Annotated in this window: 24 protein-coding genes and 1 pseudogene; 14 read left to right on the top strand and 11 right to left on the bottom strand. The window is 63.6% G+C overall.

From position 1 onward, the window contains the following. Positions 1–78: 78 nt before the first annotated feature. Positions 79–306 (bottom strand): DUF6471 domain-containing protein, encoded by a 228-nt coding sequence (locus AC1ROB_RS18010; RefSeq protein ID WP_492969735.1) that lies wholly within the window; start codon positions 304–306, stop codon positions 79–81. A 108-nt stretch (positions 307–414) separates the two neighbouring features. Here AC1ROB_RS18010 and AC1ROB_RS18005 point away from each other — a divergent pair, with 108 nt between their 5' ends. The 3 genes from AC1ROB_RS18005 (at position 415) to AC1ROB_RS17995 (ending at position 2,308) form a co-directional block, all read left to right on the top strand. Continuing rightward, positions 415–1,374, top strand: a complete 960-nt coding sequence (locus AC1ROB_RS18005; protein WP_492969736.1) for an IS1595 family transposase — start codon at positions 415–417, stop codon at positions 1,372–1,374. An 87-nt stretch (positions 1,375–1,461) separates the two neighbouring features. Then, entirely contained in the window at positions 1,462–1,641 is a 180-nt protein-coding gene (locus tag AC1ROB_RS18000; protein ID WP_492969737.1) for a hypothetical protein, read from the top strand. A 133-nt stretch (positions 1,642–1,774) separates the two neighbouring features. After that, on the top strand, positions 1,775–2,308 hold the full coding sequence (locus AC1ROB_RS17995; protein ID WP_492969738.1) for a Fic family protein: 534 nt from the start codon (positions 1,775–1,777) through the stop codon (positions 2,306–2,308). Here AC1ROB_RS17995 and AC1ROB_RS17990 read toward each other — a convergent pair. The 3 genes and pseudogenes from AC1ROB_RS17990 to AC1ROB_RS17980 all read right to left on the bottom strand — a co-directional run bounded on the left by AC1ROB_RS17990 (position 2,301) and on the right by AC1ROB_RS17980 (position 4,427). Then, positions 2,301–2,741 (bottom strand): hypothetical protein, encoded by a 441-nt coding sequence (locus AC1ROB_RS17990; protein WP_492969739.1) that lies wholly within the window; start codon positions 2,739–2,741, stop codon positions 2,301–2,303. The genes AC1ROB_RS17995 and AC1ROB_RS17990 overlap by 8 nt on opposite strands. A gap of 61 nt (positions 2,742–2,802) precedes the next feature. After that, positions 2,803–3,537, bottom strand: a pseudogene (locus AC1ROB_RS17985) (magnesium chelatase domain-containing protein); the annotation flags it as partial. Between the two features lie 140 nt (positions 3,538–3,677). Continuing rightward, complete coding sequence (locus tag AC1ROB_RS17980; RefSeq protein ID WP_492969741.1) at positions 3,678–4,427, bottom strand: lipoprotein YafT; 750 nt, start codon at positions 4,425–4,427, stop codon at positions 3,678–3,680. A 365-nt stretch (positions 4,428–4,792) separates the two neighbouring features. Here AC1ROB_RS17980 and AC1ROB_RS17975 point away from each other — a divergent pair, with 365 nt between their 5' ends. The 3 genes from AC1ROB_RS17975 (at position 4,793) to AC1ROB_RS17965 (ending at position 7,172) form a co-directional block, all read left to right on the top strand. After that, on the top strand, positions 4,793–5,359 hold the full coding sequence (locus AC1ROB_RS17975; protein ID WP_492969742.1) for a TMEM165/GDT1 family protein: 567 nt from the start codon (positions 4,793–4,795) through the stop codon (positions 5,357–5,359). A gap of 141 nt (positions 5,360–5,500) precedes the next feature. Next, entirely contained in the window at positions 5,501–6,493 is a 993-nt protein-coding gene (locus tag AC1ROB_RS17970; RefSeq protein WP_492969743.1) for a Bug family tripartite tricarboxylate transporter substrate binding protein, read from the top strand. Between the two features lie 142 nt (positions 6,494–6,635). Then, positions 6,636–7,172 (top strand): hypothetical protein, encoded by a 537-nt coding sequence (locus AC1ROB_RS17965; protein WP_492969744.1) that lies wholly within the window; start codon positions 6,636–6,638, stop codon positions 7,170–7,172. 19 nt (positions 7,173–7,191) lie between these two features. On the opposite strand, the gene AC1ROB_RS17960 is transcribed toward AC1ROB_RS17965, so the two are convergent. Beyond that, positions 7,192–9,150 carry an LTA synthase family protein gene (locus tag AC1ROB_RS17960; RefSeq protein ID WP_493031525.1) on the bottom strand — a complete coding sequence of 653 codons (1,959 nt, stop codon included), beginning with the start codon at positions 9,148–9,150 and terminating at the stop codon, positions 7,192–7,194. A 188-nt stretch (positions 9,151–9,338) separates the two neighbouring features. Between AC1ROB_RS17960 and AC1ROB_RS17955 the strand changes: the two genes are divergently transcribed. From AC1ROB_RS17955 to AC1ROB_RS17945, 3 genes are all read left to right on the top strand, one after another. Beyond that, positions 9,339–10,511 carry a phosphoserine transaminase gene (locus AC1ROB_RS17955; protein ID WP_492969746.1) on the top strand — a complete coding sequence of 391 codons (1,173 nt, stop codon included), beginning with the start codon at positions 9,339–9,341 and terminating at the stop codon, positions 10,509–10,511. A gap of 73 nt (positions 10,512–10,584) precedes the next feature. Further along, positions 10,585–12,159, top strand: coding sequence for a phosphoglycerate dehydrogenase (serA, locus tag AC1ROB_RS17950; protein ID WP_492969747.1), 1,575 nt, complete (start codon positions 10,585–10,587; stop codon positions 12,157–12,159). Positions 12,160–12,248: 89 nt separating this feature from the next. Beyond that, positions 12,249–12,518 carry a hypothetical protein gene (locus AC1ROB_RS17945; protein WP_492969748.1) on the top strand — a complete coding sequence of 90 codons (270 nt, stop codon included), beginning with the start codon at positions 12,249–12,251 and terminating at the stop codon, positions 12,516–12,518. A gap of 6 nt (positions 12,519–12,524) precedes the next feature. Here the strand turns inward: AC1ROB_RS17945 and AC1ROB_RS17940 are convergent, their stop codons facing one another. Next, the gene (locus AC1ROB_RS17940; protein WP_492969749.1) at positions 12,525–13,226 is read right to left on the bottom strand and encodes a YggS family pyridoxal phosphate-dependent enzyme; all 702 of its coding nucleotides are present in this window, start codon (positions 13,224–13,226) and stop codon (positions 12,525–12,527) included. 14 nt (positions 13,227–13,240) lie between these two features. Here AC1ROB_RS17940 and AC1ROB_RS17935 point away from each other — a divergent pair, with 14 nt between their 5' ends. Then, positions 13,241–13,846, top strand: coding sequence for a thiamine phosphate synthase (locus AC1ROB_RS17935; protein WP_492969750.1), 606 nt, complete (start codon positions 13,241–13,243; stop codon positions 13,844–13,846). 71 nt (positions 13,847–13,917) lie between these two features. On the opposite strand, the gene AC1ROB_RS17930 is transcribed toward AC1ROB_RS17935, so the two are convergent. After that, a complete protein-coding gene (locus AC1ROB_RS17930; RefSeq protein ID WP_492969751.1) occupies positions 13,918–14,688 on the bottom strand; it encodes a TorF family putative porin in 771 nt (256 codons plus the stop codon). 244 nt (positions 14,689–14,932) lie between these two features. Between AC1ROB_RS17930 and AC1ROB_RS17925 the strand changes: the two genes are divergently transcribed. The 4 genes from AC1ROB_RS17925 to AC1ROB_RS17910 all read left to right on the top strand — a co-directional run bounded on the left by AC1ROB_RS17925 (position 14,933) and on the right by AC1ROB_RS17910 (position 19,109). Continuing rightward, positions 14,933–15,718 carry an enoyl-CoA hydratase/isomerase family protein gene (locus tag AC1ROB_RS17925; protein ID WP_492969752.1) on the top strand — a complete coding sequence of 262 codons (786 nt, stop codon included), beginning with the start codon at positions 14,933–14,935 and terminating at the stop codon, positions 15,716–15,718. Positions 15,719–15,817: 99 nt separating this feature from the next. After that, the gene (locus AC1ROB_RS17920) at positions 15,818–17,467 is read left to right on the top strand and encodes a 3-(methylthio)propionyl-CoA ligase (RefSeq protein WP_492969753.1); all 1,650 of its coding nucleotides are present in this window, start codon (positions 15,818–15,820) and stop codon (positions 17,465–17,467) included. Between the two features lie 446 nt (positions 17,468–17,913). Further along, positions 17,914–18,441 carry a DUF3455 domain-containing protein gene (locus tag AC1ROB_RS17915; RefSeq protein ID WP_492969754.1) on the top strand — a complete coding sequence of 176 codons (528 nt, stop codon included), beginning with the start codon at positions 17,914–17,916 and terminating at the stop codon, positions 18,439–18,441. Between the two features lie 80 nt (positions 18,442–18,521). Next, positions 18,522–19,109, top strand: coding sequence for a peroxidase-related enzyme (locus AC1ROB_RS17910; protein WP_492969755.1), 588 nt, complete (start codon positions 18,522–18,524; stop codon positions 19,107–19,109). 89 nt (positions 19,110–19,198) lie between these two features. Here AC1ROB_RS17910 and AC1ROB_RS17905 read toward each other — a convergent pair whose 3' ends face one another. The 4 genes from AC1ROB_RS17905 to AC1ROB_RS17890 form a co-directional block, all read right to left on the bottom strand. Beyond that, on the bottom strand, positions 19,199–19,747 hold the full coding sequence (locus AC1ROB_RS17905; protein WP_492969756.1) for a hypothetical protein: 549 nt from the start codon (positions 19,745–19,747) through the stop codon (positions 19,199–19,201). Next, positions 19,744–20,727 carry a hypothetical protein gene (locus tag AC1ROB_RS17900; RefSeq protein ID WP_492969757.1) on the bottom strand — a complete coding sequence of 328 codons (984 nt, stop codon included), beginning with the start codon at positions 20,725–20,727 and terminating at the stop codon, positions 19,744–19,746. Before AC1ROB_RS17900 ends, AC1ROB_RS17905 begins: the two co-directional genes overlap by 4 nt. A gap of 116 nt (positions 20,728–20,843) precedes the next feature. Continuing rightward, positions 20,844–21,467, bottom strand: a complete 624-nt coding sequence (locus tag AC1ROB_RS17895) for a class I SAM-dependent methyltransferase (protein WP_492969758.1) — start codon at positions 21,465–21,467, stop codon at positions 20,844–20,846. 111 nt (positions 21,468–21,578) lie between these two features. After that, positions 21,579–22,496: an MBL fold metallo-hydrolase gene (locus AC1ROB_RS17890; RefSeq protein WP_492969759.1), complete on the bottom strand. Its 918-nt coding sequence runs from the start codon at positions 22,494–22,496 to the stop codon at positions 21,579–21,581. Positions 22,497–22,607: the final 111 nt, after the last annotated feature.

Raw genomic sequence — 22,607 nt, 5'->3', positions numbered from 1 at the left:
TGCCGGTCTGGCCGCTCTGGCTTTCACTTGCGGATTGAGCGTGTACTACGGCTATCGGTGACAGCCACAGAGATGCAATTAGGTATCCTCTAACCGCAACGTTGTGCAGCCAATCGCGCTTAGACATTGAATAAAGAATGCAGCTGTGAATCCCCCACGGCTGATCTTATTGGCGATGTTCCGCTCTGTCTCCGGGATTCCCATGGCCGAAAGTTTCTCGGCCAATTCCCGATAGCCCAGCCCCCGGCGCTTCAATTCGGCTTTCAGCAGGCCTTTAACCCGTTCCGTCCACTCTGCATCCGGCATATTAACCTCCGTTAATGACAAATATCATCATATCCGATGTATTTACCATTGACAATGGGGTGTATCATCACCATATTCGATGCATAAACATCGAAAACGGTGATGAAAATGACACAGCACTTCCTTCTTTCCAAAGCCGCCCGGACCCTGAGCCTGTCTCAGGTCATGCGCCTGTCGGATGACGAGGCGTACAAGACGTTCAAGGCCATTCGCTGGGCCGAGAACGATGGGGAAGCCATTTGCCCGCGCTGTGGCTGCGTCACGGTCTATGAGTACCAGTCGCGCCGCATCTTCAAGTGCAAGGGCTGTGACGCCCAGTTCTCGGTCACTACGGGCACCATCTTTGCCAGCCGCAAGCTGCCGATCCGTGACTTGCTCGCTGCCATCGCAATCTTTGTGAATGGCGCGAAGGGTGTCTCGGCGTTGCAGATGAGCCGCGACCTGAATGTGCAGTACAAGACCGCTTTCGTGCTGACCCACAAGCTGCGCGAAGCCATGGCTGCGGACGTTAAAAACCGCATGGTCAGCGGCGACGTTGAAATCGACGGCGCTTACTTCGGCGGCTATGTGAAGCCCGAAAACCGCAAAGAAGACCGCAAGGACCGCCGTCTGTCAGAGAACCGCTCGGGCAAGCGCCGCGTTGTGGTTGTCATGCGCGAGCGTGACGGCCGCACGGTGCCTGCCGTGTTTAAGGCCGAGGCTGACGCACTGGACATGATCCAGAGCCGCGTAGAAGCCGGTAGCACCGTCTATGCCGACGAAGCCTCTTGCTGGGATGGTCTGCACGCCCGGTTCAATACCAAGCGGATCAACCACAGCATCGCCTTCCGGGACGAAGACGCCTGCACCAATCAGGCCGAAAGCTACTTCTCCCGCCTGCGCCGCGCGGAAATCGGCACGCACCACTGCATCAGCGGCAAGTACCTAGCCGCGTATGCAGTAGAAATGGCTTGGCGCGAGGATTATCGCCGTGTGGCGAATGGTGGCCTTTATCATCTTGCCGCTAAGGCTGCTCTCGCTCATCCTGTGAGCCGCCAGTGGAAGGGATATTGGCAGCGCAACAAATAAGTGTTTGAAAACGCTTGGCCTACAAGTCATTGAATCTTAACTAAAAAGCCCTATATTACCGAGTGTCGAGTTCAAGGAGGAATCCATATGGATGGTGAACTGAGGGAGCTAATTGAGCGTGCTCGTCACCACACCATGTCACAAGAAGAATTAGAGGCTCAGCGTATCAGTTTCGCTTACGGGAATGCCCCGGGCAGCGATACAAACACTAAGGAAACTGTACGCCAAGCTATCGAAAACTCTCGCATGGTTGAAACGGGCGAATAACCAGCAATAAAAGTTGTGGAAATAGGGGCTCATTTGCCCCTATTTTTTTGTCCGAATGGTACCAACAATCGACGATAAGTCCGATCTCGGACGTTTCATAATCGCCCGTAATTTGGCGAGACAATATGATTTCTTGAATACCGCATTCATAGTTTGGTCGCAAAAAGTTGGCTTTGTAGTTTCGCCTAGATTTGCATGTGAGCTAAATCTGTACGGTGTGCAATTCGTTTCTGATTATCCGGGCGGATACCGCTCTCACATACAGCAAGATGTCCATATTACTAACTCCACCCACCAGCCTCCTGTGTGGCAAGAAGTGGACGGTTATATGGAGAAGTTTTTCGAGCAGTATCCCAAATGCTTTGAGACGTTAAATCCCATTCGCCTTGCTGCTTGGGTGCTGTGGCGCATTAATTGGATTCATCCGTTTATTCAAGGCAACGGGCGAACAGCCCGAGCATTATCTTATTTTGCAATGTGTCAGAAGATTAATATGTGGCTACCCGGCAGCCCCATTATTCCAGAATTAATTAGAGCTACGAGGGCAGAGTACGTACAGCTTCTGCAACAGGCAGACGCCGATATTGACGAGAATCAGGATACAAACCTTGATGCGCTAGAAGAATACCTAGGGCGGCTCCTGAAGCAGCAACTTGGTTCTATCTAGACTTACGGTCTATTTCCCAAATCATGTACTGCCCGGGGCCTTGCTCAGCCCGGACTACGCCCTTCTCCTTCTGGAGCCGCAGGGCCACGCCTACGCGCTTGGTCATCAGCTTTAGGAGCCGCTGGTCTGACTTGTCCAAGGCCCTCTCTATAAGCATCTGGAGGGCTATATCCCGGGTAGTCAGGGGTTCCGCAGCCTGCCTAAGAACGGACAGGACTATGCGGGTCATCTCGCCCCGGTTGGCCCAGTCCTTGGGCGGACGGAACGCCTTGGGCTTTATCGCCTCTACCTGAAAGTCAGGCTGAAACTGGACGATGGTGGCGTCTAGGTTCTCTAGGTCTAGAACCATACGGCGGAGCGCTTCATGCGTCCGCTCTATGTCTCCAGCCAACTCAGCCCGCTTCTTTACCAGTGCATTGATGATGTTTGTCATGCCGGCAGCATAGCCGGGAAGCATCGGATTTCAGACAGAACGGCAGGTGCGTTTGCTACCTAATGCCGAGGATCTCGGATGAGTCCAGCGGCGGCAGGATGCCGGGCAGGCGCTGGGCCAGCATCGACTTGCCCGATCCCGGCGGGCCGATGAACAGCAGGTTGTGCGCGCCGGCGGCGGCGATTTCGAGCGCGCGCTTGGCGCCCTCCTGGCCCTTGATGTCGCGCAGGTCGGGCGTGGCGGCGGTGTCCTCGGCGATGCGCGCCACCGGCGGGCTCAGCACCTGCGCGCCCTTGAAGTGGTTGATCAGCGCCAGCAGCGAGGGCGCCGCCAGCACGCGGGCGGCATCGCCGGCCCAGGCCGCTTCGCCGCCCTGGGCCTGCGGGCAGATCACGCCGCGATCCTCGGCATGGGCGGCCAGCGCCGCCGGCAGGATGCCGGTGACCGGGCCCACGGCACCGTCGAGGCCGAGTTCGCCGAGTGCGACAAAGCCATCGAGCGCATCGCCGGGCAGCACGCCCATGGCGGCAAGCAGGGCCAGGGCGATCGGCAGGTCGTAATGGCTGCCTTCCTTGGGCAGGTCGGCGGGCGCGAGGTTGACGGTGATGCGGCGCGGCGGCAGCGCCAGGCCGATGGCGCCGAGCGCGCCGCGCACGCGCTCGCGGCTTTCGCCCACGGCTTTATCGGCGAGGCCGACGACGGCGAAGGCGGGCAGGCCGTTGGCCAGTTGCACCTGCACATCCACCGGCATCACCTCGATGCCCTGGAAGGCAACGGTGCGGCAGCGGGCGACCATGCGAACTCCCCCGTTTATTCTTTGTTCGCTGTCACTCAAGCATGTCCGGTTGTGGCCGGCAACTGATGTTCGTCCGCTGAGAATATGGGTGTATGCGCCACGCCGGCAGCCGCCGCATAAGGCTGCCGGCGTTGACGGAATCAGCGGCTGTAGCGCTGCACCAGGGTTTCGGTCGCGGCCTTGTAGGCCTTGGTTTTCAGCAGCGCGACCTGCTGCTGGTCGGAGACAGCGCGGCGGCGTTCGGCGCTGCTGGCCTCGTCGACGAAGGGCTCGGGTGTGAAGGTGTCCCACTGGCCGCTGGCAACGTCGATGACGGCGACCATCAGGCGGATGCGCATGAGCTGCGACTGGTCGGGGATCGAACCGCCGATGATCGGCAGCCAGGACACGACTTTGCCGCCCGAGCCTTCGGTGGCCGATTCCAGCACGCCCCAGTAGACGACGATGGTCTGGTAGCCGCCCTTGGCGGCGGCGAGCCGGAAGACCTGCGCGTATTTCGCCGCTTCCGCATTGGCGCTGCCCTGCATCGGCACGCCGGTGAAGGCGGCGACGGTATAATAGCGCTCCAGCGCCGCCACCATATCGTGGTCGGGGAAGGCGGCGCCCGACTGCACCACCATCACGGCAGAGCCCTTGCGCGCGGCGATCGGCTGCTTGGCGGCCAGCGCCTTGCGGATATCGTCATCCGAAATCGGTTTGTCGGTCTCGATACCGAGCACGTCATAGGCGGTCAGTTCACCGCGGTAGAAGGGGTTGGATTGGGCGCGGCGGCCGCCCTCGGCACGGTAGCCGGAATCGGAGATCGAGCGGGTTTCGCAACCGGTCAGAGCTAGCAGCACCAGCGCAAGGGCGAACAGGGCGCTGCGCGGCAGCGTCCGGAGCGTGAACATGGGGTGGTCCTTTCCTGTCAGTGCGTTTATGGGTCGCATCGCGGCGACAGGTGCACTCTAGGGTGGCAGTTATGGCGGAAATGCGGCTGTGACACCTTGCCGCTTGGCAGAGCCCGCCGGTCGCGCTACACATCGGCCACACCCTTTGGGGAGTAGTCGTCCGCCGGTCTTTGCGAAGACCTGAGCGGGGGCAGCGTCAACAGACTAGGCGAGCGGAGACCAGCCCTCTCGCCTTGGCGCTGCCGGACCGGAATCAGCATCTGGTATGGCGAGACCTTAGGCTTGACCTGTCGACACCCGGACCGGGCGGCGACGGGACAGCCTATGGCCTCATCTGTCGCCCGGTCCCCTGTGTGCACGCCCTCATGCTCACCGCCTTCTTCACCACCACCGGCCTCGTCGCCATTGCCGAGATCGGCGACAAGACCCAGCTGCTGTCGCTGCTGCTGGCGGCGCGCTTCCGCCGGCCGCTGCCGATCCTCGCCGGCATTCTTGTCGCCACTGTGGCCAACCATCTGCTGGCCGCCGCGCTCGGCGTCTGGATCCAGGACCAGTTCGATGCTCGCGTGATGCGCTGGATCCTGGCGGCGTCCTTCGCCGCCATGGCAGTGTGGACCCTGATCCCCGACAAGCTGGATGACGCGGATGCGCCAAAGCCTAGCCGCTGGGGCGCTTTTGCGACGACCCTGGTGGCCTTCTTCGTGGCCGAGATCGGCGACAAGACCCAGCTCGCCACCACGGCATTGGCGGCGCGTTACGATGCGGTGCTGCTGGTCACGGTCGGCAGCACGCTGGGCCTGCTGCTGGCCAATGTGCCCGTCGTGCTGCTGGGCGAGCGGCTGATGCGGCGGCTGCCGCTGCGGCCGGTGCGCTTCGTGGCGGCGGCGGCCTTTGCCCTGCTGGCGCTGGCGGTGCTCCTGGCGGCTGACTGAAACATAGGCATGCGGCAGTGCAAAACGGTTGCGGCTCCAACGAAATTGTTGGTCTGAGACCGTTTTGCCGTTAAGACTCCTGGTCCTGAGGAAACGCGCGACAGCCGGAGCAAACCGGCTCGCTTAGAAGGGAGAGACACGATGCGGCGCATTCTGGCCCATACAACGCCGGTTCTGGCAACGGCAGTTCTGGCCGCCCTGACCTTCACCATCCATGGCGCGCAGGCCCAGGCCTGGCCCGACAAACCCATCACCTTGGTCGTGCCCTTCCCGGCCGGTGGCGGCACCGATGCCTTCGCCCGCCCGCTCGCCGCCCATCTGGGCAACAAGCTCGGCAAGCAGGTGATTATAGATAACCGCGGCGGCGCCGGCGGCACGGTCGGTGCCGGCGTGGCGGCGCGCGCGACGCCCGATGGCTATACCTACTTCGTCGGCGGCGCGCATCATGCCATCGCGCCTTCGGTCTATCCGAAGCTGGACTACGACATCGAGAAGGATTTCGTGCCGGTTGCCGTGATCGCGCAGCCGCCGCAGGTGGTGGTGATCAACACGAGCCGCACTTCGGCCACCACGCTGAAGCAGCTGGTTGACGAAGCCAAGGCCAAGCCGGGCAAGCTCTCCTACGGTTCGGCCGGCAATGGCACTTCGCATCATCTGGCCGGCGAGCTGTTCAAGATCCTGACCAAGACCGACATCACCCATGTGCCGTATCGCGGCGCCGGTCCGGCCATGCAGGATCTGGTCGGCGGCCAGGGCATCGAGATGATCTTCGACGGTCTCGGTTCGTCGGCCGGCCAGATCAAGGCCGGTCGCATCAAGGCGCTGGCGGTGGCGGCGGCCCAGCGTTCGCCGGCTTTCCCCGATGTGCCGACGGCGGCTGAAGCCGGCGTGCCCGGCTATGAGGTCTCGACCTGGTATGGCATCTGGGCCCCCAAGGGTACGCCGGCGCCGATCGTCGAACGCATGACCAAGGAAGTGCAGGCCGCGATGGCCACGCCAGAACTCGTGGAAATCTGGAAGAACAACGGCTCGGCCGTGCCGAATATCGCCGGTGCGGCCTTCGCTACTTTCCTCACCGCCGAGATCAAGCGCTGGGGCGAGGTGGCCAAGGCGTCCGGCGCCCGCATCGACTGATCCGATCCTCGCGGATTCCCGCGACCTAACACAACCGGTCGCCCTCGGGCGGCCGGTTTTTTTATGACGGTTCGGTATCGGCCTGTGGCCGGACGGGGGCCGGATTGGTTACACTTCGTCTTCTTCGCAGGTCGCAGCATCCATGACCAAGATCAACGGCAAACGCTACAAGAAAGCAGAGATCGAAACGCTGCTCGATGCGCTCAAGCGCCAGACCCGGCGTGCGCACAAGATTGCCGAGGATGCGATCGCCCGCATCGGCAAGGCCTCTTACGAACCCTATTATGAATATCGCACGGCGCTGATGGAGATCGAGGGCGTCCTGGTGCTGATCGAGGACCGCATGGAGAATGCGGAAGCCGATGCGCTGGCGCAGCTCAAGGACTACCACGGCTCGCTGATCGTCGACCTGCTGCGCATGAAGATCGATGTGGTGCTGCGGGTTTTCCCGGCGCTGGAGAATGCAGAGGTGCTGCCGGTCGGCACCCAGAAGGTGTTCCTGTCCACCATCTGGGAACTGCGCGAGACGGTAGAGCGCATCGACCGCGAAAAGATCCAGGGCATCCTGGATGACGATGCGCGCAAGCGCCTGCTGGTGGCCGAAACCATCCTGCGCGAGGTGTCAGACCGCGCGCCGGCCCTGATGGAACTGGCCGAGAAGGAAGCGAAGACCGCCTGACACCGGTCCGGCCGGGCCGTCAGGGCGCCGACAGTTCGTGATACTGCCGGGCGTAGAACATGCGATGCGCCGTCTGGGTCTGCGCGATCGCCTGCTTGCGCAGCAGTTCGGGCAGGGTGTCCTCGCCCATGCCCTCCAGCTGATAGGGTCCGGTCTTCATCTTGTAGGGCACTAGGCCGCCCTTGGGCGTCAGCACCACGGCGTTGCTGCCGTCGCCCACCGCCACATCGAAATTATGCGCCATGGCGATGCGGCCGCTGCCGTCGCGCGGCGCGCGGCGCAGGTCGATGCCGAAGAACGGGTTGTCGTAGCTCAGTCCCAAGATACCCATCAGCGTCGGGCCGACATCCATGCTGGAGCCCAGCACCGGATTGCGTTCCGGTTTGATGTATTTCGGCGCCAGCACGACCATCGGCACGCGGAAGGCCTGCACCGGAATCTGCGCCGCGCCCCAGACCTTTGGGCCGTGATCGCCCAGCATGACGAAGACGGTATCCTCGAACCATGGCTTCTTGCGCGCCGCATCGATGAACTGGCCCAGCGCCCAGTCGGCATAGGCCGCCGCATGATCGCGCGCATTCGGCGCCGGCTTGAAGGGCACGCGGCCTTCCGGGAACATGAAGGGGCGGTGATTGGTGACGGTGAGCGCCGCGAAGAAGAAGGGGCCCGGCTCAGCGGCCATCTTGTCGATGCGGGTCAATGCTTCCTTGAACATATACTCATCGGCCACGCCCCAGATGGTTTTGAAGCTCTGGTCGGCGATATCGCTCTGTCCCAGCACCTGGTCGAAGCCGATGGTTTTCCAGAAATAGCCCATATTGTCGAAGCTGGTCGGGCCGCCATAAAGGAACGCGGTGCGATAGCCGAATTTCTCCAGCAGGAAGGGCAGAGAATTCATGCCTTCCGAGCCGGCGCGGCGCGCCGTCGAAATGCCCGGGATCGGCGGGAAGGAGGTGAACACCGCTTCCAGGGCGCGCACGGTGCGGTCGCCGGTGGCGTAGATGTTGGTGAACAGCAGGCCGTCTTCGGCGATGCGATGCCAGTTCGGCGACTTCGTCTTCCAGTAGTCCTTCTGCTTCGGATCGAAGACATCCTCGAAATAGATCGAGCCGTAGGACTCTTCCAGGATCAGCACCACATTCAGTTTCTTCGCCGGCGGCGGGCCATTGTCGACGTGGCGGCGCAGACTGCGCTCACCAGGCGCGGCTAGGTTGGTGGTGTTGTCCTGTTTCACCATGTCGCGCAACAGCGGAATGGCTTCGTCCTCCGCGATGCCGGCATAGACGCCATCGTATTTGCTGTCGTTGGTGAAATAGGCGTCAAGGATGCTGTGCATCCCGTTGATCGCCAACTCGTTGACCGTGCGCGTCGCCACCGGCTCGTAAGGACCGAAGATGACGAAGGGAAGCGCCAGCGCGGCCGAGAGCGCGCCGAGGCCAAGTGCGCGCCGGCGTTCGCGCGGCAGGAACGGCGCCTTCAGCGCAGCAGTCATGCGGCGCCACAGGAAGGCATAAATGATCAGCACCACGGCGAAGATCGGCGGCAGGTAATAGCGCAGGTCGAAAGACTCGCGGATGTTGCCGATCACTTCCTTGGGGAAGATCAGGTAGTAGACGGCAATGCCGTTGAAGCGGCTGTTGTATTCTTCCCAGAAGAACAGCTCGGACACGGCGCTGAACACCACGACGCCGAGCAACAGCAGCAGAAGAAGATGCGCCGGCACAAGGCCCCAGCGTTTGCGCAGCGGCCAGGCGAAAACGTAAAGGCCCAGCAGGAAGGGCAGGCCGAGCAGCAGGGCGGTGGCCAGGTCGTCGGCCAGGCCGACGATCCAGGCCGCAGCAAAGGCGCCGAAGGAATCGGGCGTCTCGAGTGCGACCCATATGGTCAGGACCAGTCTGACCAGGGCAGCGATACCGATAAAGACGGCGAGGCAAAGAAGCCAGAAGCGCTGGCGCGGATACGGCACGGCAGGCAGCATATTTTTAAACACCGGATGAGACGGGCGGGTGAACCATGCCTGCCTTGGCAGCGGCTTGCATCCCTCAAAAGCATTAAATCGGGTTAACTGTGACGGTTATGGCCATTGCGCCGATAGCCGACTTTGGCTAGAAGGGCCGTGGGACACGCCCCCCCAACGGGGCGCTTACTATCTGGAAGGATAGACAGATGACCAAGCCTGCCCTGCGCCCCAAATCCGCGCATTTCTCCTCCGGCCCCTGCGCCAAGCGCCCCGGCTGGACCCCCGAAGTCCTCAAAAATGCTCTGGTCGGCCGTTCGCACCGCTCGAAAGAGGGTAAGGCGCGTCTGGTCGAAGCCATTGAGCTGCATCGCAAAATCCTTGGCATTCCGGCCGATTACAAGATCGGCATCGTGCCCGCGTCCGATACCGGCGCCGTCGAAATGGCGCTGTGGTCGCTGCTGGGCGAACGCGGCGTCGATGTGCTAGCCTGGGAAAGCTTCGGCGCCGGCTGGGGCTCGGATATCGCCAAGGAGCTCAAGCTCAAGGATGTCCGCACGCTCAAGGCTGGCTACGGCGCGCTTCCCGATCTGAAGCAGGTCGACTGGAGCCGTGACGTTGTTTTCACCTGGAACGGCACCACCTCCGGTGTGAAGGTCCCGAACGGCGACTGGATCGCCGATGACCGTCAGGGCCTCGCCATCTGCGACGCCACCTCGGCTGTCTTCGCCATGGACCTGCCCTGGTCGAAGCTGGATGTCACCACCTGGTCCTGGCAGAAGGCCACCGGCGGCGAAGCCGCCCATGGCATGATCGTGCTGAGCCCGAAGGCCGTGAAGCGGCTGGAGACCTACACGCCGGCCTGGCCGCTGCCGAAGATTTTCCGCATGGCCAAGGACGGCAAGCTGATCGACGGCATCTTCAAGGGCGAAACCATCAACACGCCCTCCATGCTCTGCGTTGAAGACATTCTCGATGCCCTGAAATGGGGCGAGAGTGTCGGCGGCCTCAAGGGCATGATCGGCCGTTCGGAAGCCAATCTGAAGACCATTGCCGACTGGAAGGCCAAGACCCCCTGGGTCGATTTCCTGGCCGGCGATCCGGCCGTGCGTTCCAATACCTCGATCTGCCTCAAGGTGGTCGATCCCTGGTTCACCGCCCTCGGCGAGAAGGACCAGGAAGCCGCTGCCAAGCAGATCGCTGCCGTGCTGGAGAAGGAGGGCGTTGCCCTCGACATCGCGGCCTATCGCGACGCACCGCCGGGCCTGCGCATCTGGGGCGGCGCCACGGTGGAGACCGCCGATGTGGCTGCGCTCTGTCCCTGGTTGGACTGGGCTTTCGCGGAAGTGAAGGCCACCTACAAGCCGGCCCCAGCCGCCTGATCCGATCCACGGGCGCAGTCACAGGCTGCGCCCGTTTTTCTTTCCCCATTCCGACAATCCTGAGGACTATCCCATGGTCAAGGTTCTGATTTCCGACGAACTGAGCCCCGCCGCCGTCGACATCTTCAAGTCGCGCGGCGTCGAGGTCGACATCAAGACCGGCCTGAAGCCGGAAGAGTTGCTCGCCATCATCGGCGACTATGACGGCCTGGCGATCCGCTCGGCGACCAAGGTCACCGCCAAGGTGCTGGAAGCCGCCACGAAACTGAAGGTCGTCGGCCGCGCCGGTATTGGCGTCGACAATGTCGACATTCCGGCCGCCACCGCCCGCGGTGTCTGCGTGATGAACACCCCGTTCGGCAATTCGATCACCACCGCCGAACATGCCATTGCCATGATGATGGCGCTGGCCCGTGAGATCCCGCTGGCCGACCGCTCCACCCAGGCTGGCAAGTGGGAAAAGAACCGCTTCATGGGCGTCGAGCTCTACGGCAAGACGCTCGGCCTGATCGGCTGCGGCAATATCGGCTCCATCGTGGCCGATCGCGCGCAAGGCCTGAAGATGCGCGTCATCGGCTATGACCCCTTCCTGACGCCGGAGCGCGCCACCTCGCTGGGCATCGAGAAGGTCGAACTGGACGAGCTGCTGGCGCGGGCCGATTTCATCAGCCTGCATACGCCGCTGACCGACCAGACCCGCAATATCCTCGACGCCAAGGCCCTGGCCAAGGCCAAGAAGGGCCTGCGCATCGTCAATTGCGCCCGCGGCGGCCTGGTGGATGAGGGAGCGCTCAAAGAAGCGTTAGACAATGGCCAGGTGGCTGGTGCCGCCTTCGATGTGTTCGTCACCGAACCGGCCAAGGAAAACGTGCTGTTCGGGCATGAACGCTTTGTCGCCACCCCGCATCTGGGCGCATCGACCAACGAGGCACAGGAAAACGTCGCCCTGCAGGTAGCCGAACAGATCTCCGACTACCTGATCTCGGGCGCCGTCACCAATGCGCTGAACATGCCCTCGGTCTCGGCCGAGGATGCACCCAAGCTGCGCCCCTATATGAAGCTGGCCGAACAGCTCGGCAGCTTCGTTGGCCAGCTGGCCGAAGCCAACCTGACCAAGGTGATGATCGAATACGAAGGCCATGCGGCGACGCTGAACACCCGTCCGCTCACCGCCATCGTGCTGGAAGGCTTGCTGCGCCGTCAGCTCAGCAGCGTCAACATGGTCAACGCGCCACTGGTGGCCAAGGAGCGCAATATCGAGGTCTCCGAGGTCAAGCATGACCGCGAGGGCGATTACCAGACCCTGATGCGTGTCACCATCCATGCCGACAAGGTGCGGCATCTCTCGGGCACGCTGTTCGCCAACAAGAACCCGCGCGTGGTCGAGATCAAGGGCATCGATATCGATGCCGAGCTCGGCCCGAACATGCTCTATATCACCAACGAGGATAAGCCGGGTTTCATCGGCCGCCTTGGCACCGTGCTGGGCGATGCCGGCATCAACATCGCCACCTTCCATCTCGGCCGCGCCGAGCGTGGCCAGGAAGCGATCTGCCTCGTGGAAGTCGATGGCCCGATCCCTCAGGCGGTTGCCGACAAGGTGAAGGCGATCCCCGGCGTGCGCCAGGCGACCCCGCTGCAGTTCTGAGTCAAGCGTTAAGACAGCTCATTCAAGCTTTACGTGGGCCGGGTTGGCCGCTTAACTGACCCGGCCCTTTTTATTCATGGAGTACCATCATGGCTCGCCTGGCCCGCCTTGCATTCACGCTTGCCCTGCCGCTGGCCCTGATCGCCTGCGGCCCGCCGAGCACCGAAGAAGCCCTGAAGAAAGCCGAACCGGTGAAGACCAAGGCGGAGCTGGAGAGGGTGCTGGGCAAGCCGTCCGAGTTGCAGAAGCTCGGGCCGCTGGAGCAGTGGACCTACAAGACCAGCGACGGTTCGGTGACCTTTGTGATTACCGGCGACAGCGTCACACTCGCCTCGGGTGGCACGACGAAGAAGAACTGATCCCGTTTAGGTCGGGGGCGGATATGTCCGCCCGCCGAAGATGGCGCTGCCGACGCGCAGATGGGTCGCGCCCAGCATTGCCGCCGTTTCGAAATCGCTGCTCATGCCCATGCTGAGCTGATCGAGTCCGTTGCGCTTCGCGATCTTGTGCAGAAGCGCGAAATGCGGCGACGGCTCTTCCTCGGCCGGCGGGATGCACATCAGGCCGACGACCGGCAGATCGAGCGCCCGGCAGATCGCGATGAAGGCATCGGCTTCCTGCGGCGCGCAGCCGGCCTTCTGCGGCTCCTCGCCGGTATTGATCTGCACGAAGCAGGGCAGGCGACGGCCGCCCTTGCTGAATTCCTTGGCCAGTTCCTCGGCCAGGCTCTGGCGATCCAGCGTGTGGATCACGTCGAAATGCGCCACCGCCTGCTTCACCTTGTTGGTCTGCAGCGGTCCGATCAGGTGCAGCACCAGATCCGGATGTATCTCGCGCAAGGCCGGATACTTCGCCATGCCTTCCTGCACACGGTTTTCGCCGAAATGACGCTGGCCGGCAGCAAGCGCCTCGACCACCGCTTCGGCTGGAAAGGTTTTTGCCACCGCAATCAGCGTGACGGCGTCGGCCTTGCGACCGGCTTCCGCCGCCGCTTCGGCAATACGCGCCTGCACGCCGGCAAGGCGGCTTGCGAGGCTGTCGGATGCTTCCGGCGAAGGCTGGGTCATGGCAGGCTGCACTGATGCGAGGAACAAAAACAGGAACCGGCGGCACGCTACCAATCCGCAGGCACGGGCGAAAGCCCTGCGGCCTCCCGGTACGCCTGCTGGTCACCGATGCAACGCGGCTGAGCAACCCGCTGCCGGCCGTTGCCAGATTGCAGCCCGGCGATGGCGTGCTGTTCCGCCATTACGAGCTGGTGCCGGCGCGGCGCCGCGCACTGGGACTGCAGGTGGCTGTGCTGTGCCGCCGGCTGGGTCTGGTGCTGCTGGTGGCCGGCGATGCGCGGCTGGCGCGGCAGCTCGGTGCCGACGGGCTGCATCTGCCGCAGGACCTGGTGCGGCGGCAGGACTGGCCGGGCCTGCTGACGGCGGCGGCGCATGATGCCGGTGCGGTGGCGCGGGCGACGCGGGCCGGGGCGGATGCGGTGCTGGTCTCGCCGGTGTTCATGACGGCGAGCCATCCGGGTGCGACGGGTCTAGGACCCGTGCGCTTTGCGGCCCTGGCGATGGCGGCCCGGCGGCGTGGCCTCGCGGTCTATGCGCTGGGCGGAATGTCGGAAGCCAGACTCCGGCGCCTGAGGGGCCTGCCGGTGCAGGGCTTCGCTGCTATTGGAAGTTTGGTGTAGCCCTCAAAACAAAACCGCCGCCATCTTGCGATGGCGGCGGCTGTTCAGGCCGTCCGGAGACGGGAGACTGATTAGAAGGTGAAGGCGCGGCTGATCGAGAGGACGCCGGCCGGGCCGCAATTGGCGCTGGTGCCGCAGACGCGCTTCTCGATGTTGGTGTCGACATACTGCAGGCCGACGGTGATGCCCCAGTAGACGGTGGCGAACACGCCGACATTCCAGTCAACATAGCTCTTGTCGGTGGTGGTGACGCCGAAGAAGTTCTGCGGGCGGTCGATATGCTGACGGCCGATATTGGCAATGATCTTCGGTTCCATGTCGGTCACCGGAACCGGCACGGTCAGGCCGGCGGTCAGGTAGTAGGCCTTGCCCGAGTCGAGCTGGAAGTTCGGGCTGTAGTAGCCGCCGACGCTCGGAATGGCGAAGCCGAAGTCATAAGCCGCGGTCAGCTTGCCCTCGGTGAAGTCGTAGGTGTTGGCAACACCCTGCGGCTGGTCGAGGTAGGTGTAGCGGATCAGGCCCGCATCCAGGCTCAGCTTGTCGAAGGTGGCGCGGAAGCCGCCCATGACGTCGATTTCAGCGCTGACCTGGTTGTTGAAGTCGACATTGCTGCCGAAGAAGCCGAGGTAGCCCGAGAAGGTGTCGTTGATCTTGAACAGACCTTCGCCGGTCAGCTGGTAGGCCGGGTGGCCGTCCGTCTGGCTGATGCCGCGGAAGTAGTATTCCGAGGCCACGGCCGGGGTCAGGGTCAGGCTGAGACGGTCATCGTCTGCGGCCATCGCCGGCAGAGCAGCCACGAGGCCCAGGCCAACCAGGGCGGCGCGGAAAGCAAACTTGATCATAGGGCAAACCTCCGAGAGAAAATTCGAGGGTGAGATAACCAGACAAGTTCCTGTCTCTCAAACGTTTCTCCGGTATTATGACCACCGACACCAGAAAGTGTGGCCTTACGGTTACACTCGTGTCGATAAACAGTCACTGTGAATAAATTCTGTGCAGAGATGAATGTAATAAAATTACCCGGCGGCTGTCGTGCATACAAGTTTACGGGGAAAATCGCCCCCGATTCCCGAGGAGTAGCGAATCATGGTTGAGTCCCAGCCCCTGGTCCTGGCTGAAACCCCGACCGCCGGCATCCGGGTGATCCGGCTGAATTACCCGGCCAAGCGCAACGCCCTGTCGCTGAACCTGCGCGCCGCGCTGCATGACGCCGTGGCGGCCGCCATGGACGACCCGGCGGTGCGCGTGCTGGTGCTGACCGGATCGGGCGGCGCCTTCTGCGCCGGCGGCGATATCTCCTCCATGCAGAATGTCGCCGGTGTCGGCGGCCGCCAGCGGCTGGCCAACCTGCATCGCCTGGTGCGCCTGATCGCGGCCGGGCCGAAACCGGTGATTGCGGCCGTGGAAGGTTTCGCCTATGGCGCCGGCATGTCACTGGCGCTGCTCTGCGACCAGGTGGTGGCGGCCAGCGACGCCAAATTCTGCTGCTCGTTTTCCAAGGTCGGCCTGATGCCCGACATGGCGGCGCTGTGGACGGTGCCGCAGCGGGTCAATGCCGGCTGGGTGAAACGCCTGCTGATGCTGGCCGAGGAGATCGACGGCGCCACCGCCGTGCAGATCGGCCTGGCCGACCAGGGGACTGCGCCCGGCGCGGCGCTGGACGAAGCGCTCAAGCTGGCGGCCAGGTTCGCGGCCATGGCGCCGCTGCCGATCGGCTTCACCAAGGCCGCCCTGGCGCGCGGACCCCAATCCCTTGAGGCGGTGCTGGCGCAGGAGGCCGACGGCCAGGCGCTGCTGTTCAACTCGGCCGATTTCGCCGAAGGCCGCGACGCCTTCCTGGCCAAGCGCAAGCCGGTGTTTACCGGCAATTGATCCTGCCCTTGCGGAAATCCGGTCGCCTGCTTGCAGGTGTATGAGGCTGCGTCCTAGACTGACCCCGCTAAAACAAAAGGGTTACACAGGAGGAAGCCCATGCTGGGCCTGATTCAGGACCGTCCGCTGCTGATCTCGCAGCTGATCGAGTATGCCGCGCTCTATCACAGCAACACCGAGATCGTGACCCGCACGGTCGAAGGTCCGATCCACCGCTATACCTACAAGGACCTGCGCAGCCGCTCGAAGAAGCTGGCCAATGCGCTGACCCGGCTGGGCGTGAAGCTGGGCGATCGCGTCGGCACGCTCGCCTGGAACACTTACCGGCATTTCGAACTCTATTACGGCGTCTCGGGGATGGGGGCGGTGCTGCACACCGTGAACCCGCGCCTGTTCCCCGAGCAGATCGACTACATCGTCAACCATGCCGAGGACAGCTACCTCTTCGTCGACCTGACCTTCCTGCCGATCATCGAGAAGCTGGCCGGCAGCCTGAAGACCGTGAAGGCCTTCGTGGTGCTGACCGATGCGGCCCATATGCCAAAGGACAGCAAGATCCCGAATCTGCTGTGCTACGAGGACCTGATCGGCAAAGAGAGCGACGACTTCGCCTGGCCGGAATTCGACGAACGCACGGCGTCGTCGCTCTGCTATACCTCCGGCACCACGGGCAACCCCAAGGGCGTGCTGTTCTCGCATCGCTCCAGCGTGCTGCACTCCTATGCGGTCTGCCAGCGCGACGGCCTCAATCTCGGCTCGGGCGACAGCGCCCTGGTGATCGTGCCGCTGTTCCATGCCAATGCCTGGGGTGTGCCCTATGGCGCGGCGATGTGCGGCGCCAAGCTGGTCTTCCCCGGCCCGGCGCTGGACGGCAAGAGCGTCTACGAGCTGCTGCGTGACGAGAAATGCAACTTCTCGCTCGGCGTGCCCACCGTCTGGCTCGCCTTCTTCCAGTATATCGACGCCAACCCGGGCCTCGATCTGAAGAAGGATATCCTGATCGAGCGCTGCGTGATCGGCGGCAGTGCCGCGCCGCGCGCCATGATCGAGCGCTTCGCCAAGCAGCTCAATTGCTTCGTCATCCATGCCTGGGGCATGACCGAGATGTCGCCGCTGGGCACCACCGGCAACCTGCTGAAGAAGCATGCCGATCTGCCGCTGGAAAAGCGCCTGGATGTGCAGAGCAAGCAGGGCCGCACGGTCTACGGCGTCGAGATCAAGATCACCGACGACGACGGCAACGAGCTGCCGCGCGACGGCAAGGCCTTTGGCGATGTGAAGGTGCGCGGGCCCTGGATCACCAAGGGCTATTTCAAGGGCGATGGCGGCAGCGTGCTGGACAAGGATGGCTGGTTCACCACCGGCGACGTGGCGACGCTGGATGCCGACGGCTACATGCAGATCACGGATCGTTCGAAGGACGTGATCAAGTCGGGCGGCGAATGGATCTCCTCGATCGACCTGGAGAATGCCGCCGTCGGCCATCCGGCCGTGCAGGAGGCCGCCGTGATCGGCGTCCATCACGAGAAGTGGCAGGAGCGTCCGCTGCTGCTGGTGATCAAGAAGCAGGGCCAGGAGGTCGGCCGCGACGAGCTGTTGACCTATCTCGAGGACAAGGTGGCCAAATGGTGGCTGCCCGACGATGTGGTCTTCGTGACCGAGCTGCCGCATACCGCCACCGGCAAGCTGCTGAAGACCAAGCTGCGCGAGCAGTTCAAGGGCCACAAGCTGCCGACCCCCGGCGCGTAAGCGCCGAAAAAGAATGCCCGGCGCGTCAGTGCCGGTTCATACGCTGTTATGACGATGGCCGGGTCCGGACTGTTTCCGGGCCCGGCCATCCGCATTTTCCGGGCTGCTCCCATCCGCTCCTGCTGCTTCCCATTGCGTCCTATTGCTTCCGGACGCTTCCCGATCATTCCGGTTGCTTCCGGAGCGTTCCCAATGCTTCCGGATCATTCCCGACGGTTCATTCCGCACGGCCGGCGCCGTCATGCAGGCAGCGAAAAAGCTCTCGCCACGGGCAAGATGCATACAAAAGTATTCACGACTTTCAAAAACAAGAACATTAATAGAACATAACTCCGGCTTTCCGTCAAGCCAGACCCCGCAGGTTCGAAAACCGGACTAGCAGACAGGCCACCCGGTGCCGCAGGTCTCACCCCCGTCAAAACACACACATCATGGGAGTGATGAGCATGCGTAAGTCCGTTCTGGTTTTCCCGATCCTGCTGGCCGCCTGCGCCGGCGAACCGCAGGCCGTTGCCGTGCCCGATCCGCTGAAGCCGGCCGCCGGCGAGCAGTTGGCGATGATCGTGCCGGCCAAGGGCGTGCAGATCTACGAATGCCGCGCCAAAGCCAACCAGGTCGGCCCCGGCGCCTATGACTGGGCCTTCACCGGCCCCGAGGCCGAGCTGTTCGACACGCGCGGCGCCAAGATCGGCAAGCATTACGGCGGCCCGAGCTGGGAAGCGGCTGATGGCAGCAAGATCACCGGCAGCGTGAAGGCGCGCGCCGATGCGCCGCAACCGAAAGACATTCCCTGGCTGCTGCTCACCGCCACCCAAGCCGGCGCCAAAGCCGGCGCCTTCAGTGCGATCACCAGCGTGCAGCGCGTGAATACCGTGGGTGGCATCGCGCCGGCCGGCGGCTGCACAGCGGGCAGTGCCGGCGCGGTGGCGCGCGTGCCCTACACGGCGGACTATTACCTGCTCAGCCAGCGCTGAGCCAGGCGTTATCCGGTCTGGATGCCCGCGCGATTCAAACGGGCATCCGGACCGGTCCGTCATCACCAGGAGGAAAAGAGATGTACCTGCAGACCATAGCGGATGACGCCGCCACCGGACGGGTGGCCGAGATCTACCAGGCCCAGAAGGCGCAGCTCGGCTTTGTCATGGCGGCGATGCGCTGTCTGACCACCCGGGCTGATCTGCTGCCGGCCTATACCGCTTTCGTCGATACGATGCGGGGCGGCTTTTCGCTCGGGCAACGCGGCTGGAAGCTGATCACGCTGATCGCCGCGAAAGAAGTCCGCTCCAGCTATTGTTCCCATGTCTATGGCAAGCAACTGATCGCCGATCTGGGCTCGAAGGCGGCCGTGCTGGCGGTGCAGCGCGATTTCCGCAATGCCGGCCTGCCCGAAAAGGATGTCGCGATGCTCAGCTATGCGCAGCAGGTGGCGCGCGATGCCTCGCAGGTGACCGAGGCCGATATCCAGCGGCTGCGCGCGGCGGGCTTCACCGATGTGGAGATCGGCGACATTGCGCTCTGCGCCGCCTTTCGCTGTTTCATCGCCCGCTATTTCGACGCCATCGGGGCGGGGCCGGAAGCGGCTTTCATCGACGCGGACGAGGATTTTCGTGCGGCGATGACGGTGGGCAAGGCGGTGGCCTGACCGGCACGTCGCCATGTCATGCCACGGCTTCGACATGGCATGACGGAGGGATTAACGCCGCAGTCGCGCGCACTCTCCGTGCCGCCGGATCAGCCGGCGTCGGTCTTCAGGGTGTCGGGCTCGATGGTCTTGAAGAAGCCGGTCACCGTCAGGCCGTCGACGGACAGCGGCATGATCAGCCGCACATAACCGAACTGCTTTCCGTCCAACGTCACATAGCTGCGCCGCGCCAGGCTCGGCTGCCGCGCCTGCGCCACCTGCTCCATGCTGGCATAGACGATGGCGGCATCCCGGGCGGCAAAGAAATTGCCCAGCCGGCGACCGCCATCATCGCCGGTGGTGCGCTCGCCCACGTAATTGCCGGCCAGCCGGACGCGCACGTCGCGCTGTGCCGGCAGATAGTCGAGCAGCATGGTATAGGGCAGCACGGCGGCCGGCAGGGCCGCGGTATCGATGACGGCGGGCAGGGTGCTTCCCTTATGCGCGGCAAGCCAGGCGGCATGACAGGCCGCCAGCATCGGATAGTGCGCGATCTCGGCGAAGGCGAGTTCCTCATAGCCTTCGAGCTGCAGGCTGTCGAGTGCAGGATTGGCGGTGTCGCGGGTGTCGGCGGCGCGGGTGTCGGTGTTGTCGCTCATGGGGTGGGTCCGCCGGTTGGAGGCACAGGATAGCATGGAGTCTGGATGGGCGTCGCCGGCCGCATAAACATGGCGGGATCGAAACTGCCATAGCGCTGGCTGATCAGTCGCAGAATCTGTTCGAGATCGCGCGGACGCGGGCCATCGCTCTGCGCTGTGGCCTGGGACCAGTGCAGCATCACCGGTTCGACATCCAGGATCAGGGCGCGCAGGGCGCGGACCAGCGGCCAGGCGCGGTCGCAGAGCCGATCGGGCTCGGTCAGCAGGGCCATGATGTCGCCCACGGCTGTATCGGCGGCCATGGCTTTCTCGGTGCTCCAGATCGCCACGTCGCGCAGCAGCAGTGCACTGCGCCGCGCCATGTCGCCGGCCGGATCGGTGGTGCGGCGGGCGGCAAACTGCGCCAGTTCGCCCACCGTGCGCTGCAGGGTGCCGGTGGCGCGCCGCAGCCAATCGACGCGCGCCACCTCCAGGATCGCATTCTGCAAGCGCGCTTCCAGTTCTTCGGTGGTGGTGCCGGGCAGGCGGTCAAGCAGGGCGCTGGCGATCTGGCGCATCTCGGTGCCGGTCGGTCCTGCCACACGGACGCCATCCCGGGCCGGATTGTCGCCATCCTGCGGTAGCGCCAGCGGCTGCTGCAGCGCCTGACGGACGGTGGCGATGGCGCGCTGCATGACATGCGGACGCGGAATCCAGGATGGCTGGCCGTCGACCAGTTCGCTGGGCACCGGATCGTCGGCGCGCACCTGCCGCATATACAGCAAGGCCTCGGGCACCAGCGCGATCAGCGCGCGGTCGGAATCGTCGGGCGACAATTGCAGGCTGCCGGCCACGCGGTCGAGCGGCAGGCTGCCGCGCAGCTCGCCGAACTGCATGGTCAGGATGGTCTGGCGGCCGTCATCGCGCAGGAATGCCGCCCCCGGCCGGCGCAGGTCGGGATGCTGGAAGGTGAAGCGCGCGGGGCGCGGATGGGCCGTCATGCAACTCATGGAACAAGGACGCCAAAGGGATACCGTCCTGTCTTACGAGGCCTCTGGCCGGGTGGATGCCCCCTGCGTCAAAACGCCCAGGCATCATAGCCTGCGGTCTTCTGCGCTCAGCGCCGGCGGAAGCGGCCGAACTGGAATTTCTGGATGCTGCCACCCGGTGTGGCGTGGTCATGGAACAATGCCTCGGCCAGCTCGAAGTCCGGCTCGAGCAAGGCTGCGACTTCGCCGGTGGCATAGCGCTGCACCGGCAGCCCGCTGCAGCGCTGCGGGCCGTCACTGGCAAAGGTTCCGATCACCACCTGACTGCCGCGCCGTGTGCCCCGGCGCAGGGCCGCGAGATAACCGTCGCGGGTGGCCGGATCGGTGAGGAAATGAAACACCGCCCGGTCATGCCACAGATCATAGATGCGCGCGGGCTGCCACGTTGCGATGTCGGCAACAATCCAGTGCACGCGGGCGGCCTGGTCCGGGGGCAGCCGTGCGCGGGTTTTGCTCAGCGCGGCTTCCGCTACATCCAGCACGCTGACATCGCGATGGCCGGCCGCGAGCAGGTGATCGGGCAGGGCCGAGGCGCCGGCGCCGATATCAATGATGGCGGCATCCGATGCGACGCCGGCGCGGCCGATCAGGTCAAGCGAGACCTGCGGGACGGACTGGTACCAGCTGACGGAATCTGCAGCCTTCGTCGTGTAGACGGTGTTCCAGTGGCTGCTCCGTGCACCCGTGTCCATTCCACCCTCCATGCCGTGCAGCCCAGATAGGGTGCATCTGCGTGGGCTGCAAGCGGGTTATATGAAGACTGCGTGACGATGCCGGTTGCACAGCGGCCCGGCAGGCAGGATTCAGGTCTTGCGATACACCGCCGCCTCATCCGCCGCGCCGCCGCCGTCCACCGTCACACGGCCATCGCCGACCATATGGATCAGATGGGCCAGCACCGAGCGCGCCGCCGCCGGATGCAGATAAGACGGCACATCCGCATACATGCTCTTCACCATCTGCGGAATCTGCTGCGGGCCGGCTTGGGTCAGGCACTCGATAATCTGTGCCTCGCGCGCCTCGCGGTGCCTGATCAGCTCGGTGACGAAATGCTGCGGACTGTGGCCGGTGGCCATCGCGTCGATCGGCGCGCCATGGGTGGGGTAGTAGCGCACGTCGTCGCGGAACAGCAACTTGCGCAAGCTCGCATAGTAATCGGTCATGCTGCCATCGGGCGGCGAGATCACCGTGGTGGACCAGCCCATCACATGGTCGCCGCTGAACAGCGCCTTTTCCTCATGCAGCGCGAAACACAGATGATTGGAGATATGGCCCGGCGTGTGCAGTGCGCTCACGGTCCAGCCCGCGCCCTTGATCTCGGCGCCATCCTTCAGCAGGTGATCGGGCTGAAAGTCGTGGTCGCCGCCTTCCTCCACCATCACGCCGCCCGGGGGCTGCGGATGCGGGCCGAAGGCATAGGTTTCCGCGCCGGTTATCGCTTTCAGCAGGGCCGCGCCCGGCGAATGGTCGCGATGGGTATGAGTGATCAGGATGTGACTGACGGTCTCATCGGGCAGGGCCGAGAGGATGGCGTCGATATGATCCGCCTCGTCGGGGCCGGGATCGACCACGGCCACGCGGCCCTTGCCGATGATATAGGTGCCGGTGCCATGGAAGGTGAACGGCGAGGGATTCGGCGCAATGACGCGGCGCACCAAAGGGCTCAGGCCGCTGACCGTTCCGTAGGCAAAGGCGAGGTCTTTGATGAACGGGATCGACATGCTGGTTTTTTCCTGGGCAATTTCTGGCGGACGGCTCCGTCAGGGTGCGAAAAATTGACGTAGCGTCAAGTGATTAGCGTTCATCCGAGCGCGAAAGCGATTGACCTTAAC

This window comes from Ferrovibrio sp. GW821-FHT12F09 (genome assembly GCF_058806775.1).
The sequence above is the reverse complement of the archived record's forward strand: the minus strand, read 5'-3'. Positions and strand labels throughout refer to the sequence as shown.

What these genes read in the sequence shown, in the direction of transcription:
- AC1ROB_RS17955 (WP_492969746.1), top strand. Translation starts at nt 9,339, where the DNA reads ATGACCAAGCCTGCCCTGCGCCCCAAATCCGCGCATTTCTCCTCCGGC.
- AC1ROB_RS17970 (WP_492969743.1), top strand. Translation starts at nt 5,501, where the DNA reads ATGCGGCGCATTCTGGCCCATACAACGCCGGTTCTGGCAACGGCAGTT.
- AC1ROB_RS17960 (WP_493031525.1), bottom strand. Translation starts at nt 9,150, where the DNA reads ATGCTGCCTGCCGTGCCGTATCCGCGCCAGCGCTTCTGGCTTCTTTGC.
- AC1ROB_RS17910 (WP_492969755.1), top strand. Translation starts at nt 18,522, where the DNA reads ATGTACCTGCAGACCATAGCGGATGACGCCGCCACCGGACGGGTGGCC.
- AC1ROB_RS18000 (WP_492969737.1), top strand. Translation starts at nt 1,462, where the DNA reads ATGGATGGTGAACTGAGGGAGCTAATTGAGCGTGCTCGTCACCACACC.
- AC1ROB_RS17930 (WP_492969751.1), bottom strand. Translation starts at nt 14,688, where the DNA reads ATGATCAAGTTTGCTTTCCGCGCCGCCCTGGTTGGCCTGGGCCTCGTG.
- AC1ROB_RS17925 (WP_492969752.1), top strand. Translation starts at nt 14,933, where the DNA reads ATGGTTGAGTCCCAGCCCCTGGTCCTGGCTGAAACCCCGACCGCCGGC.
- AC1ROB_RS18005 (WP_492969736.1), top strand. Translation starts at nt 415, where the DNA reads ATGACACAGCACTTCCTTCTTTCCAAAGCCGCCCGGACCCTGAGCCTG.
- AC1ROB_RS17895 (WP_492969758.1), bottom strand. Translation starts at nt 21,467, where the DNA reads ATGGACACGGGTGCACGGAGCAGCCACTGGAACACCGTCTACACGACG.
- AC1ROB_RS17890 (WP_492969759.1), bottom strand. Translation starts at nt 22,496, where the DNA reads ATGTCGATCCCGTTCATCAAAGACCTCGCCTTTGCCTACGGAACGGTC.
- AC1ROB_RS17915 (WP_492969754.1), top strand. Translation starts at nt 17,914, where the DNA reads ATGCGTAAGTCCGTTCTGGTTTTCCCGATCCTGCTGGCCGCCTGCGCC.
- AC1ROB_RS17935 (WP_492969750.1), top strand. Translation starts at nt 13,241, where the DNA reads ATGCGAGGAACAAAAACAGGAACCGGCGGCACGCTACCAATCCGCAGG.
- serA (WP_492969747.1), top strand. Translation starts at nt 10,585, where the DNA reads ATGGTCAAGGTTCTGATTTCCGACGAACTGAGCCCCGCCGCCGTCGAC.
- AC1ROB_RS17940 (WP_492969749.1), bottom strand. Translation starts at nt 13,226, where the DNA reads ATGACCCAGCCTTCGCCGGAAGCATCCGACAGCCTCGCAAGCCGCCTT.
- AC1ROB_RS17980 (WP_492969741.1), bottom strand. Translation starts at nt 4,427, where the DNA reads ATGTTCACGCTCCGGACGCTGCCGCGCAGCGCCCTGTTCGCCCTTGCG.
- AC1ROB_RS17945 (WP_492969748.1), top strand. Translation starts at nt 12,249, where the DNA reads ATGGCTCGCCTGGCCCGCCTTGCATTCACGCTTGCCCTGCCGCTGGCC.
- AC1ROB_RS17965 (WP_492969744.1), top strand. Translation starts at nt 6,636, where the DNA reads ATGACCAAGATCAACGGCAAACGCTACAAGAAAGCAGAGATCGAAACG.
- AC1ROB_RS17900 (WP_492969757.1), bottom strand. Translation starts at nt 20,727, where the DNA reads ATGACGGCCCATCCGCGCCCCGCGCGCTTCACCTTCCAGCATCCCGAC.
- AC1ROB_RS17990 (WP_492969739.1), bottom strand. Translation starts at nt 2,741, where the DNA reads ATGACAAACATCATCAATGCACTGGTAAAGAAGCGGGCTGAGTTGGCT.
- AC1ROB_RS17905 (WP_492969756.1), bottom strand. Translation starts at nt 19,747, where the DNA reads ATGAGCGACAACACCGACACCCGCGCCGCCGACACCCGCGACACCGCC.
- AC1ROB_RS18010 (WP_492969735.1), bottom strand. Translation starts at nt 306, where the DNA reads ATGCCGGATGCAGAGTGGACGGAACGGGTTAAAGGCCTGCTGAAAGCC.
- AC1ROB_RS17975 (WP_492969742.1), top strand. Translation starts at nt 4,793, where the DNA reads ATGCTCACCGCCTTCTTCACCACCACCGGCCTCGTCGCCATTGCCGAG.
- AC1ROB_RS17920 (WP_492969753.1), top strand. Translation starts at nt 15,818, where the DNA reads ATGCTGGGCCTGATTCAGGACCGTCCGCTGCTGATCTCGCAGCTGATC.